We start from the raw sequence: 18,755 nt of genomic DNA on the forward strand, positions 1-18,755 counted from the left end.
GTACAGCCATTTATTAGCGTGGAGTCAGTTAAATTCTAACCCTTTTAGCGCTAATAAACAGCCTTTTCGATGAAAACATTTTAAGCATTTCAGCTATTTGGTCATCTATTCACAAAATATAGATATAAATGACCATTACAGGTCATTTAGGAGCACAATTATTCACTTTATTTTTTCTGGTCGGTCCACAGCAGACTACCAATTGCGGGTAATAGCAGTACCGCACCTAACATATTTACTAAAAACATGAAGGTAAGCAGTATTCCCATATCTACTTGAAACTTAAGATCAGAGAATATCCACGTACTCACACCTATCGCAAGGGTAATACCGGTAAACAATACAGCACTGCCACGCTCAACAAGGGCATTACGGTACGCCACGCTCAGCGGTACGTTTTGCTTAAGTTGGCCCATCATTGAAGAAAGTATATAAATACCGTAATCCACACCAATACCTACACCTAAGGCTATAACAGGTAAAGTAGATACCGTTAAGCCAATTTCTAATTGCACCATAAGTGCTTGTGCAAGAGTTGATACAATATACAGAGGTAATACCACTGCGATTGTCGCTTTTACGCTCTTAAAGCTTAACAAACACAAAATAATAACTGCGCCGTAAACGTATAGCATCATCGGAATTTGCGCCGCAGAAACAGACTCGTTTGTTGCCGCCATCACCCCTACAGGCCCAGACGCTAACTTAAAGGCTAACTTGTCTGTGCCTTCTTCTTGTGCAAATTGCTTAACACGTTGAATAACGGTATCGATTGTATTTGCTTTGTGATCATCTAAAAATATAATCACCGGCATGACTGAACAATCACCATTGAGTAACCCTGTGCTTGTTTCTACCCGGGCTGTTGATTGCACTAAACTGGCTGAATTACGCGGTAAGCTTTGCCATTTTAAGTTACCTTCGTTGTAACCTGCGTTAACCGACTGCGCCACAGAGCTTAAACTAACCGCCGATTGTACGCCTGGCACGTTTTCTACCTTGTACTGAAAACGGCTAATGCGCGCCATCACATCGTGCTCTGTACACGCCGCTGGGTAAGCCTCAACAATCACTTTTAAAATATCCGACGAAATAGTGTATTTGTCCGATATTAAAAAAGTATCTTGATTGTAGCGCGCATCTTGATGCAGCGAAGGCGCACCTGCATGTAAATCACCAATTCGCATTTTATCTGCTTGCCAGTAACCTAAGGCAAATAACACCAGCGTAAAACCAATAATCATTTTTGCGGTTTTAGGGTCTGTGGCTTTTACTAATAAATCGCGTATCGCATCTAGCATATTTGGCTTTTGCGCATCGCCTGATTGAATATGCACAGTGTTGGCAAAATTCATATACGAGGCCCACACTGGTAATAAAATTAAATTAGTAAATATAATAACCGCAACACCTAAACTTGCTGTGATTGCAAGTTCACGAATAATACCTATATCAATAGTCAGCAGGGTTAAAAAGCCCACCGTGTCTGAAAGCAGCGCTATACCACCAGGTACAAGTAATGCTCTAAAGCTTGATTGACAACAAATGCGGGTACTTTTGCCCTCACCTACTTTTTTACCAATGGCGTTGATCATCTGCACGCCGTGGCTTACACCAATCGCAAATACTAAAAACGGCACCAATATAGACATAGGGTCGAGACCAAAACCTAGACTCGACAATAAACCCATTTGCCAGATTACGGCAATAATTGAACACGCTATAGGTAAAATGGTGAGCTTTAAACTGCCACAAAATAGCCATACCATAATAAAGGTAAAACCTATGGCAATAGCAAAAAATAGCACAACGCCTTTTGCCCCTTGAGCGATATCGCCGGCCATTTTGGCAAATCCAATAATATGAATACTGACTTTATCTGTACTTAAAGGTTTTCTTACTTGCGTTTCTAACTTATCTGCAAATGCGAGTGTATCTAGCTTTTGCTGAGTTTGCGGGTCGGTTTCTAGTAGTTGCGCGGTCACCATGGCACATGAGTAATCGCTGGCAATCATTCGCCCTACTACTTTTGCTTTTTCAATGTTTTCTTTAACTACCGCTAAACCTTTTTGGTCAGCTTTAAAGTTTGCAGGAATAATCGGGCCGCCAGCAAAACCATCTTCAACCACTTCGACAAAGCGCGCACTGGGCGCAAAAATAGAGTTAACTAATGGGCGGTTTACACCAGGAATAAAATACAGTTGATCGTGTACTGCTTTTAACTGGGTGAAAAATTCGGGGTTAAAAATATTGCCACTGTCATCACACACCGAAATTAAAATGCTATTTGCGCCACCAAATTGTTTTTCGTGTTTGGTGTACACTTTCATGTATTCGTGATTTAGCGGAATATTTTTGTTAAACGAGGCGTCTAATTCAATATGAGTGGCTTTATAGCCTAAAAAGCATGTGATTAGCGTAAAAGCGATCAACATGATAGTACGGTGTCTAAACACCGCCTTTTCTAAAAAATCTAAAAACGTATGCATTAAGGGTTCAACTCCTTCACTTTAATGCCATCTTCTGTTGCCATGACTAATTTATTATTAATTATTACGCCATCAAGAATAGCTTTACCATCGGGGCGTTGTTCATGTGTAAGTAAGCCGTCTTTTAAATGAAAGATCACACCACTATTTGCCAGCAGTAACCAATGCTCATTATTATAATTTATAATGTTATTAACCGTGGCCGTTTTAACATTTTCAAAATGCTGCCATTGTTGTTCATTTTTATTTTTAGCAAATACATTTCCTCTGAGCCCTGCCACAATCTCTTGCTGCGGATCTGATGCTACCGCAAAAAAAGAACCTGGGTAAATTTCATCAAGGCGTTGCCATGTTTGGCCATTATCACTGCTTTTGGCCATTAACCCCATTTCACCGACTAACATCAAACCACTGTCTGTTTTTTCAATACGGTTAAAATGAGGCAGTATAGATGCTGTTTCAGCCTCGTAGCCTTGAGGATCATTTTCTTTTAAATCATTCAAATACTCTCTGTCTTCACTAAACAGTAAAGAGTCTAAAAAGCGTTTATGCCAGTGCTTGCCGCCATCACTGGTTTGATAAAACATGCCATAAGCGCCAACAGCAAAACCATTTGAGTCATCTTCAAAGTAAATATCTAAACACGGCTTATCAAGCTCTGGCTTTGCTTGTTGTAATTGCCAATTTAAACCACCATCGGTGGTATTAATTATTGTGGCATCGTGCCCGCACGCCCACCCATGAGTTTCATTAGAAAAATCGACAGCCGTTAGCAATACCTGTGTAGGGACGCTTTGCGCTTGCTGCCATTGCTCAGCGTTTTTGCTTGTTATTACCGTACCGTGCTTACCTACAGCCACTAAAGCAGCACCTGTATTAGTAATATCAGTTAGTAGGGTTTTATTTGCGTTGATTGCGCTAATAGCATACTGAGGTGCATCTTGTGCAATACTCGCACCGCTTATGATCAGGCTGGCATATACCAAATACTTCATAAATTTTAATCGCCTTGAACTGAAGAATTGTTTGTCTGTTTGCTGAGGAAAATCCTGCGTGTCGTATAGACAAACGCGATGAGAAAGAAAAAAGCAGCTAACGGGCTGTTAGCTGCATATTACGTTGTTATCTACCTTCACGGCGTAAAGCGCTTGAAGTAAATTCGTTATCGTTAAACGACTCTGAAAAGTCGTACATTTTTTCTTGGTTATCTAAACCAATAGCTAAGTAACGGCGCGAATTTAAATCATGATACACTTCTAAGGTACTCCACTGCGTAGGTACTTCGTAGTAGTTTAAGCCATATGCCATTGCTACACGATAAAGCTGGTCGCGATTATCATAAATATCGGTCACTTGTACTTGCCAGCTATCTTCATCAATATAAAACACGCGTTTTTTATAAATATGGCGTGTATCATCTTTTAAGTTAGCTTCAACAACCCATACACGGTGCTTTTCATAACGCGTATGCTCTGGGTTAATGTGGCCTGGTTTTAAAATATCATCGTACTCTAGTTTATCACTGTGTAACTTGTAGCTATTGTACGGAATATATAGCTCTTGCTTACCTTTTAACGTCCAGTTGTAACGGTTAGGTGAGCCATTAAACATATCAAAATCATCGGTAGTACGTAAGCTATCTGCGGCTGTACCTGGAGCGTCATATGCAACATTTGGTGCACGACGAACACGACGCTGACCTGAGTTATATGTCCACGCTTGGCGAGGCGTTAAAATTTGGTCCATGGTTTCGTGTACAAGTAGCGCTGTACCGGCAAGGCGTGCTGGCTCTGTCACCTTTTGCTTAAATTTAAACAAAATGTTTGAGTCTTGAAGCTCTGCAGGAGTCGCTTTAGGATCTGAATATTTAACCAATAGTTGTTCATCAAAGCCTACATAATTGTACGAACCCGATGCGGTGGGTGCAGCTTGTCCACCAAAACGCTCTATTGATTGTCCACGATAGCGTAATAAGTGATTCCAAATAGCTTCTAAGCCAGATTTAGGAATAGGAAATGGAATACCAATTGCGGTATTTTTTATTCCGTTGCCACCTTCAATAAGCTCAGCCGTTGCAGCAAACTCTTTTGTTGCATCGTATACAAACTGTGGGTAAGACGCAGAGCGGCGCGTTTCATAAACAGGCATTTTAAACGTATCTGGGTATGCTTCAAACAAAGCAATTTGACCAGGGCTTAAATTAGCTTTGTACTTATCAAGGTTTGTTTTATCAATGGTAAACAACACTTTGTCCGCAGAATACGGGTCTAAATGGTGCATCCCTGGTTCATAACCTTCTGGTGCAGATGTAATACCGCCATTCCACGCTGGAATTGACCCATCAGCATTGGCTGCTTTTTCTGCGCCAAATGGCGTTAAGTCTTGTCCTAAACGTGCAACTTCTTCAGCGCTCATTTTTGCCATTGCCGCTGAACTTAAAAACATGCTACACAAAGCGGTAGCGATGAGGGTAGGTTTTTTAATCATACTAATATTACCCCTAAATTGAATATTTTAAATTGAAAGAAACGTAGTCACGATCTGAGAAAGTATTGATATCGCCACCACCCCAAAATGAGTTGTAGCTCACATCAAGTGACCATGCATTTTGGTAATTAAAGTTCATCGTTACACCCAACGATTTACGGTCTTCAATAAACAAGAACATAGGATCAGGTGTGTTACCGTTTACATCATGAGAAAATACAAATCGTGGAGAGAAGTTAATACCATTGTAAAGGTTAAAGTAATCACCTTTAGCTATTAAGCGGTAACCCCAAGATGAGGCCGTTGCAAACGACTTTTCTTCTGGGCCATTAGAAAGGCCTAGTTGTAATGTTGTGTAGTCAGTAGTGCCTGGGCCTGTGATCACACCGCTTCGACCTGTACCCGACACATTTAAACGCATTTCGTCATAATCAGGCATATCATGAATTTTCACAGCACCTACTTCACCTACTACAGCCCAGCTATCAGCACCTAATGACGGGCCAAATAAATGTGTTGCAGTAAACTGAATCTGTGATGTGTCGCGTTCAATGTAACCTTGCGCAACTTCACCTGCCGCTACAGAGCTAATCGCATCACCAAAACTCATTTGCGAAATACCCGCAAAGTCTGGGCGAATACCAGCAAGCGCCAATTGTTCAGGCATGGCGGTATAAAGTAGCTCTACATCGTCTATTTGTAATGGTTCATCTTTACGAAATGCAAACTCACCAGCAAACGCGGTTTCACCAATTGTGGTGTTAAAGCTTAAACCGTAAAGTTTAATATCTTCTGGGTAATCATTTTCTGCTTTTGAAAACGCAACTAAATCTGCTACGTTGTCATCTGTAATTTCTGTTGTTGCAATCATCGCTAAATCTTGTGCGATGGCAGCTTGAGAAAAGTTAGATACACGACCAGAAATTAGCGGACGTCGACTATGGTAGTTAACGTGGTATAACGCCACTTCTGTGTCGTTCCACTCTGGTAAAAATACACCTAAACGTAAACCATATTGGCCGCCGTCATCTGGCTCTGTTTTACCGTTATCGCCTTTACCTTTAAGCGCAACTTTAGTTGGATGAGCTAAATACATGTTTGCAAGCAGGGCTTGGCCTTCAGCACTTGTTGGGTCGATACCCTGTGCAGCGGCTACCTGAGCAAAATTAGTATAAAGGTTATTAAGGCTGTCGGTTAAAAAGGCCATATCAATGTCAGGGTTTGAAGTAAAACCTAACTGTACATTTTGCTGATAGCCGTTTTCTGCTGCAAAGTCATTGGTAGAAAAATAAGTACCTGCAGCCGGTAGGCGTGTTTCATGCCATTGGTACTGATAAAAACCTTCTAAAGTAATATTTTCAGTGATCCCTAATGACGCCCAAAGCATACCTACAGGAATAAATGCTTCTTTAAGCTCAGCACCTGGCGCTTTTAAGCGGTCAATATCGACCGGGTTTACGTTAATACCATGAGAGATAAGTGTACTCTCACCCCAGTTAACTACTTGTTGACCAAGGCGAATTGACAGCGGGTTGTTGCCATCGTTTAAGTCAAAATTTGCCCAAACGTAAGCATCTAATAAACGGATGTCGGCACAGCTTTGCTCTTTTGTGTCGTCATCATCACATGGATCTACGCCTTGTCCTGAGGTTGGGTTAACGTAGGCTCTATCACCATCCATTAACTCAAAATCGTAAAAGTACATAAAACGTGTGAATAAGCCGTAGTTATCTTTGCTAATTGAAAGGTCGTGTGTTCCTTTCAATAATTTTGAAAACGAATCACCGCTATCAAAATTAAGATTACCTGCATCGCCATTATTAGAGTAAGAGCCTGGTTGGGCCCAAACATCTTGAGAAGAATAAATTGTATTTAATGAAGGATTATACCCAGTCCAATCAAATGCAGGATTATTGCTTTTACCAATAATGTCGAAATCTCTGTCTTCAACACGGACGCTTTGACCATAGGAAAAAGTTGAGTCGAAGGTGACATCAAAGCCCCCTACCTCAAAATTTGCTGCATTCGCTGCTGCAGATAAACCTAAGCTTGCGGCTGCTAAACCTATAGCTATTTTGTTTTTAACAAAAAGCGATCTTCTTATCATTGTGTATCCCCCCTGTCGTGGGTAATTATGTGTGATCAAGTTATTGTTTTTAGTGTAATCTTAACGATAGAAGCGATTATAAAAAATTACAAATGGTCGCGTTCAATCAATTATTATATTTTTTGAGCTGACGTTTACGTATTGGTAAGACGTCATACCAGATAATTTATACACGTAAATTAACAATAGAACAAATTGAAATTAACAAAAAGATAATATTTTTATGTATCTATAACATAAAAACAGCAGGTTAGGCGATACGTTCGAGGCGAATAAATTTATTCTCGGGGGTAAGTAAAAGTCTAAAACGCCCTCTTATTCCTATAGATGAAATGTAAGGGCGTAAGTGCGAGGCGGCAAAACGTATTGTTTTACCGCTATCCTCAACCACTTGTACTGAGCTAAAACGACCATGGTAGTAGTCCATGCATTTGTTATAGCTCAGGTGTAAAGAAAAGTAATACTCAATCATTTAATTAAGCGCTTTTTCAACCTTTTCAAATAAATCAGCACTTAATCCTTCAAGGTTTGCTAAGCGTTGCAACTGTGCTTTCATTGCTTGAGCGCGGGTTGTGTCAAAGCGTTTCCACGACATGAAAGGCGTTAACATTCTAGAGGCATTTTGCGGATTAATCGCGTTTAGCTTAATAAGTAAATCACCTAATAATGCGTAACCTTCACCATCTTTTCGGTGAAATTGTGCGGTATTAAAATGACTAAAGCTGCCCACTAATGCGCGTACACGATTTGGGTTTGAAAAATCAAAGCTAGGATGTGCGTACAACGCTTTTATATTCTCAATAGCATCATCACCAGATTGCATAGCCTGCAGCGCAAACCATTTGTCCATAACTAAAACATCATGACGCCACTGGCTATCAAAATGATCTAACAACGTTGTTCTTAACGGGTGTGATGCTTTTACTACCGCACTTAATGAGGCTAAAACATTGGTCATATTCGGTGAATCTGCCGATTCTTTAATAAAGCGGTCAACTTGCTCAGAAGGTATTTTAGCTAAGTAATGTAGACAAACACCTTTAAGCGCTCTTATAGCCACTGCATCTGCATTTATGCTGCCATCATCTACTAACGAGCTGTAACAATGTAAAAGCTCATCAGATAATTGCTCGGCAATCTGTTGCTCAAACAACCTTGTGATCGTAATGATTTCGTCAACAGGAATTATGTCAAACTCAGCGGCAAAGGTGTCAAAGCTTGGCAGTTTTATAAGCTCTGCTACCAGTGCTAAATCGCCACTTTGTGCGCTTATTAACACACGTAGTGCATTAATAACGTTTTCACTTAATGTTGCGTGTTCAGGTGCATTGACTGCTTGCTTAACTGCATTAATAAATAACTGCTGCTGCGCATCCCAACGCGAAAAATCGCTGCGCGCAAAACGCATAATATGCAGTAAATCAGGTTCTGAATTTTGCTGGCTTAAAATACAGGGCGCTGAAAAATCTTCAAGTAACACCGCCACTGGACGAGCTGGTATTTGATCAAAGTAAAACGTTTGCGTTGGCGCAGTAACGTCAAGCACGTGGTCGCGTTTTTCACCTTGATAAGTAAGTGCAATACTTTGCCCTTTTTCATCTAATAATTCGATGGCAAATGGAATGTGAAGGCTCTTATTATCTGGCTGATTTAGCGGAGCAGATTGCTCAATTGTTAAAGTATAAAGTTGCTTATCGTGATCATAGTGCTGTGTTGCATTTAATCGTGGTGTACCTGATTGGCTATACCAACGCTTAAATTGCGTTAAATCTATGCCTGAAGCATCACTCATTGCAGCAACAAAATCGTCACAGGTAACCGCTTGACCATCATGGCGTTCAAAGTAAAGCTGCATCCCTTTTTGAAAGTTAACCTCACCTAACAGGGTGTGCATCATTCTGATAACTTCAGCCCCTTTATCGTACACCGTTACGGTATAAAAGTTATTCATTTCGATAACTTTTTCAGGGCGAATTGGGTGCGCCATTGGCCCCGCATCTTCACTAAACTGATGTGTGCGCATTACTTTAACAGCATCAATGCGGTTAAGTGCGCGTGAGCCTAAATCGCTACTAAATTCTTGGTCTCTAAATACTGTGAGCCCTTCTTTTAACGATAGCTGAAACCAGTCTCTACAGGTAACACGGTTACCCGTCCAGTTATGAAAATACTCATGACCAACAATCGACTCTATCGTGTGATAATCTTTATCGGTGGCGGTTTCTTGGTTAGCCAATACGCATTTACTATTAAATACATTTAGCCCTTTGTTTTCCATTGCTCCCATATTGAAAAAGTCTACGGCAACAATCATGTAAATATCTAAGTCGTATTCTAGGTTAAAGCGCGTTTCATCCCAATCCATGGCTTTTTTTAATGAGTTGATTGCATGCGGTGTTTTCGATAAATTGCCTTTATCAACAAATAACGCAAGCTCAATTTCGCGCCCACTTTTGGTTGTGTAAGTGTCTTTTAGTACATCAAAATCACCCGCTACTAATGCAAATAAGTAACTTGGCTTTTTAAATGGGTCTTGCCATTTAGCAAAATGGCGGCCATCTGCTGTTTCACCACTGTCAATTTGGTTACCATTTGACAGTAAATGCTTAAAGCTTTTATCAGCAATAATCGTCACATCGTACGTGCTTAGCACGTCAGGGCGGTCTAAAAAGTAGGTTATTTTTCTAAAACCTTGCGCTTCACATTGCGTGCAATACGCTCCACCAGATAAATACAAGCCTTCTAAAGAGGTATTTGTATCAGGAGAAATTTCAGTAACAATTTTGAGCTGGCATGTGTGAGGTAAATCATTAATGAATAGGTGCTCACCTTCAATCTTATAATTAGTATAAGCAACATTATCTACTTGCAGCTCCACTAATTGTAAGTCTATGCCATCTAACACAAGCGCTGAGTTTTGATTTGTTGTTCTTTTAAGCGTTAGTAGCGCCGTCACTTTTGTATTTAGTGGTTGTAAGTCAAAAGTGAGTTCAGTGTGCTCTATAGAAAAATTAGGCGCAGTGTAGTCTTTTAAGTATTGCGCTTTTGGCTTTGCTGAAACAGTCATAGTTACTCCAACTAAAGCTCCTTAAAAAGGAGCTATTTAGATTTAAGCAGGTTGCTTGGGTTCAATGCGTAAAATTTTAATGCCTACGTACGCATAAATAATGGCTAAGAAAGGGTTAATTAAATTAAAGAAAGCATACAAGGCATAGTCAAATGGGTTTATTAATAAAACGCTTTGCATGTACGCACCACAGGTATTCCACGGAATTAGCGGGCTTGTTATTGTGCCGCCATCTTCTAAAGTACGCGATAAATTAACGGGCTTTAAACCACGCTTTTTATATTCTTCTTTAAACATACGACCTGGCACTACAATAGCAATGTATTGATCAGCCGCTATTAAGTTGGTGCCCACACAAGTAGCAATGGTTGATGTAATAAGCGAGCCCGTGCTTTTTGCAATTTTTAAAATGCTCTTAACAAAAATATCTAATAAGCCGGTTTTTTCCATAATGGCACCAAACATAAGAGCCGTCATGATCAGCCATGTTGTAGTTAACATACCTGCCATTCCGCCACCACTGAGCAATGAATCCATTTTGTCATCACCCGTGTCGATGCTAAAACCATCGAAAAAAGTTGTCCAAATAATTTTAAAATCACCAACCAACTCACCCTGAGAAAGGTCAATTTGTGTCGCAATTAAATCAGACTGAAACAACATTGCCCACACAGCACCAATTACAGCGCCAATTGAAATTGCCGGAAAAGCTGGCATTTTTTTAATAGCTAAAACTAGCAGCACAATTAATGGAATTAACATTTCAAGGCCAATATTAAAGTTTTGCTCTAAAATCGCTGTTATTTCGTCAATCCTGCCGGCTTCATTCGAGGCAGTTGCATTAAAGCCCATAAATATAAAAATGATTAATGCAATGACAAAGCTAGGAACAGTAGTCCATAACATGTGATGGATATGTTCAAATAAATCAGCTCCTACAACAGCCGGTGCTAAGTTAGTAGTTTCAGAAAGCGGACTAAGTTTGTCACCAAAGTAAGCACCCGAAATAACCGCCCCTGCCGTCACAGTTTGATCAAGCCCTAACCCGGTTGCCACCCCTAAAAGCGCCACACCTATGGTGGCAGCTGTGGTCCAAGAGCTACCTATACTCATTGCAACAATGCCACAAATTAAGCAGCTTGCAGCGTAAAACCAGCTTGGGTTAATAACCTGTAAGCCATAATAAATAAGCGTTGGCACGGTGCCCGACAACAGCCAAGTACCAATTAAGGCACCCACCATTAATAAAATTAAAATAGCCCCCAATGATAAGGTAATACCTTCAATCATGGCTTCTTCAAGCTTTTTCCACGTATAGCCATTTTTTAGCCCTATTAGTGCCGCAGCAAAGGTGGCAAATAATAACGCTATTTGGTTAGGACCTGATGACGAATTATCGCCAAATAAATATACCGCTGCGCCTAAAAGGCAAATTAAAACAGTGATAGGAACAAGTGCATCAAAAAACGAGGCGGGTTTAATCGGTTTTTCTAAAGGCTTCAAAATAGTGACTCCTGCACACCACATATCGTGGCGTGGTTATTTATTATTTTTAGCGTATCAGTGCTTTTTTTAAGCCACAGTAATGTAACTCAATTTAGTAATTCGCGATTATAGCAATTTAGCGAAATTTAGGTAACAAAAAAGGCGCAAAAAGCGCCTTTTAAACGGGGTAAACACGTGTTTATTTTTTAGCGATACGGCCAAAGTTAATGTAATCTTGAGTGATCAGTGCTGCCTCTTCTAAGAAAGGGTCAAGCTCTTCAATTACCTCAGGTACATCATCTAGGTTTTCTATTGGCTCCTTACCTAAACGCTTTAAACGCTCATTAGTGCGCGCTAGAGTACGTGCTTCATTTTCATCTTTTTCTTTAATACGGTCTGCTTCAACTAAAGAAATAGTTTTGCGGTCTTTCTCTTCATTGTAACGGGCAATATCATCAAATACATAACCAAACTCTGGCTCTGACTTAATACGTACTTCGTGCTGTTTTTCAAGATAAGTGATTACAGGCGTTAAATTACCCTGCCTATTATACTTAGCCCGTACTATGCTATCCCATGGCAATGCATTATCTTGCTTGCTCTCGCCCCATTCTGCTGGGTCTATCGCCGAAGGGAATGAAATATCAGGAATAACCCCTTTATGCTGAGTACTGCCGCCGTTTATACGGTAAAATTTAGCAATAGTGTATTGTACACTACCTAAGTCATTGTCGTATAAATCGTACGCACGTCCTAAGCCTTTGTGCTGCTGAACCGTTCCCTTACCAAAGGTTTGCTCGCCTATAATTACTGCGCGGCCATAGTCTTGCATTGCGGCGGCAAAAATTTCAGAGGCTGAAGCACTGTAACGGTCAACTAAAACAGTTAATGGGCCATCGTAGTAGGTAATTCCGTCACGGTCTTTTTGCTCTTCGATACGGTTATTTAGTGTATGAATTTGTACAACCGGACCTTGGTCAAAAAACAAGCCTGATAGCTGTGTGGCTTCATATAATGATCCACCGCCATTCTGGCGCAAATCAATAATAATACCGTCTACGTTTTCTTCTTTTAGTTTAGCTAATTCAACTTTAACGTCTTTTGAAAGATTGTTGTAAAAGCCTGGGATCTCAATAACACCAATTTTTGAAGTTAAATTTGAATAACTCGCTTCAAATACTTCAGATTTAGCAGCCCTATCTTCTAAGCGAATTTTATCACGGGTGATTTCAACTACTTTAGGCGTGCCATGTGCATCAGAGCCTTTAAGATACTGTAAACGTACCTTAGTGCCTTTAGGGCCTTTAATTAAATCAACTACATCATCTAAACGCCAGCCAATAACATCAACAAACTCTTTTTGATCTTGGGCAACACCAATAATTTTGTCGTCAGCTTTTAGCTGCTCTGTTTTATCGGCAGGTCCACCTGGTACTAAGCTACGAATAACGGTGTAATCTTCATCTGGGCTTAAAACGGCGCCAATGCCTTCAAGCTCTAGGTCCATATCCATTTTAAATTGTTCTGCGCGGCGCGGCGATAAGTACGACGTATGCGCCTCAATGCTTCGCGCTAGCGAGTTCATTACAATTTGAAATGCATCTTCTGAATTTGTTTGCACTAAACGTTTTTGTGCATTTTTATAACGCTTAGTAAGGACCTCTTTGATCCCTTCCCAATCTTTGCCTGTCATTTTTAAACGTAAGGCATCGTATTTAACGCGTTCACGCCAAATTTCATCAAGTTCAGCTTGCGATGCAGGCCACGCTGAATCTTCACGGTCAAAAAAGTATTCATCGTCTTTATCAAACGTCATTTTTTTATCTAGTAATGATAAAGAGTAATCATAACGTTCAAAACGGCGCTTTAAGCTTAAGTTAAAAATATCAAACGTAAAGCCAAGCTTACCGGTGGTAATAGCATTATCAAAATCGTTGCGGTATTTTTCAAACGCAGCAATGTCGCTTGCTAAAAACACACTTTTGTTAAAATCAAGGGATTCGATATAACGATCGTACACTTTGCTAGAAAGCGCATCGTTAAATCGAACCGGTGTATAGTGTGAACGAGCAAATAAGTTAGCCACTCGTTTGCTGGCAGTGCCATGTTGACTTTCTTGTTTAAGTACAGGCAAGTCTTCAAGTTTTGCCGCTTCTACGGAAGCGAATAAAGAACCCGAAAACAGGGCAGCAACTAACGGAATGAGCGTAAACTTTTTACTCATACACAACTCCTTAATTTATTTAGAACTTAAATAATGTATAAGCTGTCAGCTTTGGTTTTAACTTGCATGCCAGTTACTAATTCAACATGAACTTCGTCTTTGTTTACTTCAGTAATTACCGCATTTACAAGTGCTTGGCCAAGTTTAACCTTAACCTTGTTATTAACCTTGACCTCACTTGCAGGTAAAGGTTCAACTTTTCCTGAACGTTTAGCAGGGGCTGCTTTAGCTGGTTTGTTAGCTTGTGCATTGCTTTTGCTAGCGTGGGCTGGTTTTTTCTTGAAAGATTTAGAATCTGAATCTTGGCGTGGACGCTGTTGTTTTTTGCGTTTTGCCATTTTAGCACGGCTTTCTTCTAGTGCTTTTTGAGCGTGGTCAATGTGCTCTTGCTCAACTTTTTCACCTTGATTGCCATCAAGATCAATACGAAACTCTGACTTAGTCACAGCTTCTAAATAACGCCAGTTAGACGTGTATTTTCTAAGCGCTTGACGTACTTGAGTCTTACTTACTTTTTCAGACCCTTCTATACGCTCGGCAATATCTTTAAAAATACCGACTTTAAGCGGTTTAATACCGTCTTTTTGTTTAAAACATTGTGGAAATTCTTGATAAAGAAATTCCAGCACTTCATTAATATCTTTTAGCTTGTTTGTGGTTTCCATTTTAGAACCTATTTTTCACATCTTTTCATCAAGGGACGAGTCAACGTAGTGTATTACCCAGTCGATTAACTCTTCGAAGTCGGCTTCAAGTACAGCCAAATCACCTCGAAGGTGTTCCCAAATACCATTTATTATTTCATCGATTGATTCACAATCTAAATCATCTGGAAGTTTATCCCAGGCTATGTGAATCAAATCATTGAGCGTTTCCGCTACATGTTCTTCTTCCCCTTCCCAATCGCCTACATCTTGTACTGCGAATAGGTAGTCTTGAACATTTAGCAAGTCTTTCATTATAAGCTTGCCTCTAAGCATTTAACTAATGCTTCAAGACCTGCTTGGTCATCAGTATCAAATCGACCAATAGTTGGACTATCGATATCAAGAACAGCAACTATTTTATCATTTTTCATGATAGGTACAACAATCTCAGAGTTAGACGCTGCATCGCAGGCTATGTGGCCATCAAACGCATGTACATCTTCAATTAGTTGAGTTTCTAACGTTGCTGCAGCCGTACCACACACCCCTTTACCAACAGGGATACGAATACACGCTGGATTACCTTGAAAAGGCCCAAGCACTAATTCACTTGGCGAATCCATAAAGTAAAAGCCCGCCCAATTTACATCTTCTAAAGAGGTAAATAATAGCGCACTTACGTTAGCCATATTAGCAATGACATTAGATTCACCAGCAATTAGTGATTCAGTTTGCTTAACTAATGACTGGTAAAAATCGTGCTTTTGCATACCAAACTACTTCTTATTAAACAGACAGTAGCTAAAGGTACTCTTTGTCGTGAAAAATTGAAACCTTTTACAGGCAAAAAAACAGAAATAGCGCCGTTTTTCAGCATGCTTGATTAATATTTCTGCAATTATTTTTTTGATGTTTTACGCAGGCCAAATAAAAATAGTCCTGCGGCAAAAGCGGCCATTACACTATTAATTAAAAATATCTCGCCTGTTGTAGCACTGAGTAAATAACTAAATATTGCGCCACCGAGCAGCCCAAGAGTCAGTACACCTGAATAATTCACTTTTGCATACTTAAACATAAGCAAATAACCCGGTACGACAAAAGCGGCCATAGTCAGTCCAACAATATGTGCGTTCGCGATTGCACTCATCAGTAGTTGTAAAAAAATGGTAGCCGCATCGCCATTCATAGTGAGCCCATAATAAAGGCCAAGTAAACTACCAACAATCACAGGGGATAATAAAGAAAGCGCGACACTTTTGGCTAGTTGATGTTTCATATAAGTTCCTAAATACACACTACAAACATTATATTAAGCATGCACCAAGTTCTTAAGGTTAGAAACAGAGACTATGGTCGTAATTTATGATGGGAAAACAAGCACTCTTTAAACTGCTGTAACTAGGCATTTTAATTTTATAAAAGTATATCTTAGCGTTTCTAGCAAAGGTCTTTAACCCCCTTTGCAAGGTTGATAATTTGAAGATTTAATTTATGTTGGGCTGTTTAGTGGGTGGGTTTAATAATGTTTTGCAAATGATTTTAATAAATGGTTTTGCTAACAAAAAACAAACACGCATTGTGCTGCCAGCCCACGCTTACTTTGAGCTGCTTAGTCGCCTATCAGACAAAGTTCACTACCTTTATAGGCGCTATCGTCAATAAAACCTAACCTTTAGATTTCAATATTAAATACGTTTTTCAATTAATGACTGATTTACGCATAGCCAGCGTCGTAGGTATACAGCACAGCAAAGCTGCAAAAGTGATGATGTATCGTTAATTGTGTCAAAAGGTTGGAATACAAATAAAACAAACACCGTTATCAATGAGAATCATTGCACGATAAATAATAAGTTTTTTTGAAGGTAAATCATCCTTGAGCCACAACATACTATTTTAATTACCAATTTTAAAATCTAAAAAATAAAAGTAATACATCAATATGTTGATAATCTATCAATAGCGGCTAATAGCAAACCGAAATGGGCAAATAAGCGAGGAAACCTAAAGTGGCTTGATAATAAAGCGTAAAAACAAAAAAGCCCGCTAAAAGCGGGCTTTAATATAATGGTGGAGAGATAGGGATTTGAACCCTAGATGGGCTACAAACCCATGCCGGTTTTCAAGACCGGTGCATTCGACCACTCTGCCATCTCTCCGAAAGTGCTATAAATTACAAGTAAGAGTGTACTCATAATTATTGTAATAAGGTGGTGGAGAGATAGGGATTTGAACCCTAGATAGGCTACAAACCTATGCCGGTTTTCAAGACCGGTGCATTCGACCACTCTGCCATCTCTCCGCACGGCCTGCATAATAGGGAAACCCATTGGCTTTGTGAAGCTTTTTTTTAAAAAAATTGTTTAAGTGCTTAAAAAACAATTAATTTGTTTAAAGATGAAACAAATAATTTCTTTTTGATGCTTTAATGAACTTTAATTAAAAAATAACACTCTATTGATCTACAAAGGTTTGCCCAAACATATAAGAGTTGGTAATCTAATTTTAGTTAAATTATCGAAACAAACATGTTTCACTTAAAGGAGCTCTACAATGGCATTTAATCATTCGTACAATACCGCTAAACCGGTAATGTCGACCATTGAAACAAACAAGGTACTTAAAAACACCTATTTCTTACTGGCCATGACATTAGCATTTAGTGCTGTTACGGCGGGTATTTCAATGGCATTACAATTACCTTACTTTATGGGAATTGTGTTCACACTGGTTTCGTTTGGTTTATTATTTGTTGTAAACAAAAAAGCAGACTCAGCCTCAGGCGTGTTTTGGGTGTTTGCTTTTACAGGCTGTATGGGCGCAGGCCTTGGCCCACTACTTAACTATTATGCAGCTATGCCTAATGGCCCTATGCTTATTATGCAGGCGCTTGGTTCTACTGCATTAATATTTTTTGGTCTATCGGCTTATGCATTAAACACTAAAAAAGACTTCTCATTTATGGGTGGTTTTTTAACAGTAGGCTTACTAGTGGTTATTGTTGCAAGCATAGTTAACATCTTCATAGGCAGCTCGCTAATGTTTATGGTGCTTAACGCTGCTGTTGTGTTAATTATGTCTGGCTTAATCTTATTTGATACTAGCCGTATTATTAATGGCGGCGAAACTAACTACATTCGCGCGACGGTCGCTCTATACTTAAACGTATATAACCTATTTACTTCTTTACTGCACCTTCTTGGCGCAAGTGATGACTAATTAAATAGTTCTGTTAAAATAGCCCCTTTATTGGGGCTTTTTTATTGGAATTGTTTTGGCGCGATTTGTTCTTTCTTTACATACTCCTCCTTCAGATCATGACTCTACGCAACGTATTATAAAGTTTGCGAATGCATGTTTAGCACAAGGCCACACCATAGATGCGATATTTTTGTATCAAAATGGTATTTATCACGCATCAGCTCACTTTGAGCTAGCCTCTGACGAGCTGCAAATTCCTACGCAATGGCAACAACTTGCAGATAAAAACGTTAACTTAATGCTATGTATTACCGCAGCAGAAAAACGCGGCTTAAACACAAGCCAAACAGGTGTGTTTACTGTAGCCGGGCTTGCAGAATTTGCCATGCTAGTGAGTGATGCAGATAAATGGATACAGTTTAAATGAAAAACGTTTTAGTAATGAGCCAATCCAGCCCTTTTGATGAGCTTAATACCCGTGATGCCCTAGACATGTCACTGATATTTGCCGCAGTTGATCAAAATATTAGCTGGCTATTTAGCGGCCCTGCAGTGCTTGCTTTAAAACATAATCAATCAACACAGCAACTTGGTGTAAAAGATTTTTTTAAAAACATCAAAACGCTTGAAATCTATGAAGTAGAAAACATATATGTATGTGAAAAATCGTTACTCGATTATAACTTAAACAAATCTCAATTAATTATTGATTCAACCAGCCTCAATTACACTGAGCAACAGCAGCTGATCGGCCAGCAAGATTTCGTGGTGAACCTATGAGTACATTACACATTTTTTCAAAGCCACTGGCTTATTACGACTCTACTCAGCTTGAAAACTTAATTAAAGACGCCGATAAAGTACTCCTTGTTGGTGATGCCTGTTATGCCCCTAAGCAGTATTTTCAATTAAACGATTCGCTATTGTTGCTTTTAGAGGATGCGCAGGCACGCGCAGTTAAACTAAGCCCAGGCCAAACACTTATTAATTACGATGAGTTTGTTGCCCTTACTCTATCTACTAACCAATCTATTACCTGGTAATC

The 18,755-nt window shown here is 39.6% G+C and carries 16 protein-coding genes and 2 tRNA genes; 4 read left to right on the top strand and 14 right to left on the bottom strand.

Annotation, left to right across the window (positions count from 1 at the left end; genetic code table 11):
- Positions 1-167 precede the first annotated feature (167 nt).
- The 14 genes from MTF68_RS02545 to MTF68_RS02610 form a co-directional block, all read right to left on the bottom strand.
- Positions 168-2,489, bottom strand: a complete 2,322-nt coding sequence (locus MTF68_RS02545) for an MMPL family transporter (protein ID WP_248461587.1) — start codon at positions 2,487-2,489, stop codon at positions 168-170.
- Positions 2,489-3,484: a YCF48-related protein gene (locus tag MTF68_RS02550; RefSeq protein ID WP_096041645.1), complete on the bottom strand. Its 996-nt coding sequence runs from the start codon at positions 3,482-3,484 to the stop codon at positions 2,489-2,491. Before MTF68_RS02550 ends, MTF68_RS02545 begins: the two co-directional genes overlap by 1 nt.
- A 127-nt stretch (positions 3,485-3,611) precedes the next feature.
- The gene (locus tag MTF68_RS02555) at positions 3,612-4,976 is read right to left on the bottom strand and encodes a DUF1329 domain-containing protein (RefSeq protein WP_024033529.1); all 1,365 of its coding nucleotides are present in this window, start codon (positions 4,974-4,976) and stop codon (positions 3,612-3,614) included.
- A 13-nt stretch (positions 4,977-4,989) separates the two neighbouring features.
- A complete protein-coding gene (locus tag MTF68_RS02560) occupies positions 4,990-7,083 on the bottom strand; it encodes a DUF1302 domain-containing protein (protein ID WP_004586707.1) in 2,094 nt (697 codons plus the stop codon).
- Between the two features lie 250 nt (positions 7,084-7,333).
- Entirely contained in the window at positions 7,334-7,555 is a 222-nt protein-coding gene (locus MTF68_RS02565; protein ID WP_004586708.1) for a DUF2835 domain-containing protein, read from the bottom strand.
- Complete coding sequence (gene pepN, locus MTF68_RS02570) at positions 7,556-10,150, bottom strand: aminopeptidase N (RefSeq protein ID WP_248461588.1); 2,595 nt, start codon at positions 10,148-10,150, stop codon at positions 7,556-7,558.
- Positions 10,151-10,192: 42 nt separating this feature from the next.
- A complete protein-coding gene (gene nhaC / locus MTF68_RS02575; RefSeq protein ID WP_248461589.1) occupies positions 10,193-11,653 on the bottom strand; it encodes a Na+/H+ antiporter NhaC in 1,461 nt (486 codons plus the stop codon).
- 181 nt (positions 11,654-11,834) lie between these two features.
- Complete coding sequence (prc, locus tag MTF68_RS02580; protein ID WP_055253727.1) at positions 11,835-13,859, bottom strand: carboxy terminal-processing peptidase; 2,025 nt, start codon at positions 13,857-13,859, stop codon at positions 11,835-11,837.
- 26 nt (positions 13,860-13,885) lie between these two features.
- Positions 13,886-14,524, bottom strand: a complete 639-nt coding sequence (gene proQ / locus MTF68_RS02585; RefSeq protein ID WP_248461590.1) for an RNA chaperone ProQ — start codon at positions 14,522-14,524, stop codon at positions 13,886-13,888.
- Positions 14,525-14,539: 15 nt separating this feature from the next.
- On the bottom strand, positions 14,540-14,818 hold the full coding sequence (locus MTF68_RS02590) for a hypothetical protein (protein WP_004586713.1): 279 nt from the start codon (positions 14,816-14,818) through the stop codon (positions 14,540-14,542).
- Positions 14,818-15,276, bottom strand: coding sequence for a GAF domain-containing protein (locus tag MTF68_RS02595; RefSeq protein WP_004586714.1), 459 nt, complete (start codon positions 15,274-15,276; stop codon positions 14,818-14,820). Before MTF68_RS02595 ends, MTF68_RS02590 begins: the two co-directional genes overlap by 1 nt.
- A 128-nt stretch (positions 15,277-15,404) precedes the next feature.
- Positions 15,405-15,785, bottom strand: coding sequence for a hypothetical protein (locus MTF68_RS02600; RefSeq protein ID WP_004586715.1), 381 nt, complete (start codon positions 15,783-15,785; stop codon positions 15,405-15,407).
- A 792-nt stretch (positions 15,786-16,577) separates the two neighbouring features.
- Positions 16,578-16,668 (bottom strand) — tRNA-Ser (locus MTF68_RS02605).
- Between the two features lie 52 nt (positions 16,669-16,720).
- Positions 16,721-16,811, bottom strand: a tRNA-Ser gene (locus MTF68_RS02610).
- A gap of 251 nt (positions 16,812-17,062) precedes the next feature.
- Here MTF68_RS02610 and MTF68_RS02615 point away from each other — a divergent pair.
- The 4 genes from MTF68_RS02615 to MTF68_RS02630 are packed head-to-tail and all read left to right on the top strand — an operon-like array spanning position 17,063 to position 18,753.
- A complete protein-coding gene (locus tag MTF68_RS02615) occupies positions 17,063-17,728 on the top strand; it encodes a Bax inhibitor-1/YccA family protein (protein WP_004586716.1) in 666 nt (221 codons plus the stop codon).
- Positions 17,729-17,783: 55 nt separating this feature from the next.
- Positions 17,784-18,137, top strand: coding sequence for a sulfurtransferase complex subunit TusD (gene tusD, locus MTF68_RS02620; RefSeq protein WP_029772642.1), 354 nt, complete (start codon positions 17,784-17,786; stop codon positions 18,135-18,137).
- Complete coding sequence (gene tusC / locus MTF68_RS02625; protein ID WP_064385132.1) at positions 18,134-18,490, top strand: sulfurtransferase complex subunit TusC; 357 nt, start codon at positions 18,134-18,136, stop codon at positions 18,488-18,490. The genes tusD and tusC overlap by 4 nt, the downstream gene beginning before the upstream one ends.
- On the top strand, positions 18,487-18,753 hold the full coding sequence (locus tag MTF68_RS02630) for a DsrH/TusB family sulfur metabolism protein (protein WP_248461591.1): 267 nt from the start codon (positions 18,487-18,489) through the stop codon (positions 18,751-18,753). Before tusC ends, MTF68_RS02630 begins: the two co-directional genes overlap by 4 nt.
- The last annotated feature ends 2 nt before the right edge of the window (positions 18,754-18,755 follow it).

Source organism: Pseudoalteromonas sp. 2CM37A, from assembly GCF_023161885.1.
Classification (GTDB): Bacteria; Pseudomonadota; Gammaproteobacteria; order Enterobacterales; family Alteromonadaceae; genus Pseudoalteromonas; species Pseudoalteromonas atlantica.

Coding starts and splice junctions, on each gene's coding strand:
- MTF68_RS02545 (WP_248461587.1), bottom strand. CDS start 2,489: ATGCATACGTTTTTAGATTTTTTAGAAAAGGCGGTGTTTAGACACCGT.
- MTF68_RS02550 (WP_096041645.1), bottom strand. CDS start 3,484: ATGAAGTATTTGGTATATGCCAGCCTGATCATAAGCGGTGCGAGTATT.
- MTF68_RS02555 (WP_024033529.1), bottom strand. CDS start 4,976: ATGATTAAAAAACCTACCCTCATCGCTACCGCTTTGTGTAGCATGTTT.
- MTF68_RS02560 (WP_004586707.1), bottom strand. CDS start 7,083: ATGATAAGAAGATCGCTTTTTGTTAAAAACAAAATAGCTATAGGTTTA.
- MTF68_RS02565 (WP_004586708.1), bottom strand. CDS start 7,555: ATGATTGAGTATTACTTTTCTTTACACCTGAGCTATAACAAATGCATG.
- pepN (WP_248461588.1), bottom strand. CDS start 10,150: ATGACTGTTTCAGCAAAGCCAAAAGCGCAATACTTAAAAGACTACACT.
- prc (WP_055253727.1), bottom strand. CDS start 13,859: ATGAGTAAAAAGTTTACGCTCATTCCGTTAGTTGCTGCCCTGTTTTCG.
- proQ (WP_248461590.1), bottom strand. CDS start 14,524: ATGGAAACCACAAACAAGCTAAAAGATATTAATGAAGTGCTGGAATTT.
- MTF68_RS02590 (WP_004586713.1), bottom strand. CDS start 14,818: ATGAAAGACTTGCTAAATGTTCAAGACTACCTATTCGCAGTACAAGAT.
- MTF68_RS02595 (WP_004586714.1), bottom strand. CDS start 15,276: ATGCAAAAGCACGATTTTTACCAGTCATTAGTTAAGCAAACTGAATCA.
- MTF68_RS02600 (WP_004586715.1), bottom strand. CDS start 15,785: ATGAAACATCAACTAGCCAAAAGTGTCGCGCTTTCTTTATTATCCCCT.
- MTF68_RS02615 (WP_004586716.1), top strand. CDS start 17,063: ATGGCATTTAATCATTCGTACAATACCGCTAAACCGGTAATGTCGACC.
- tusC (WP_064385132.1), top strand. CDS start 18,134: ATGAAAAACGTTTTAGTAATGAGCCAATCCAGCCCTTTTGATGAGCTT.
- MTF68_RS02630 (WP_248461591.1), top strand. CDS start 18,487: ATGAGTACATTACACATTTTTTCAAAGCCACTGGCTTATTACGACTCT.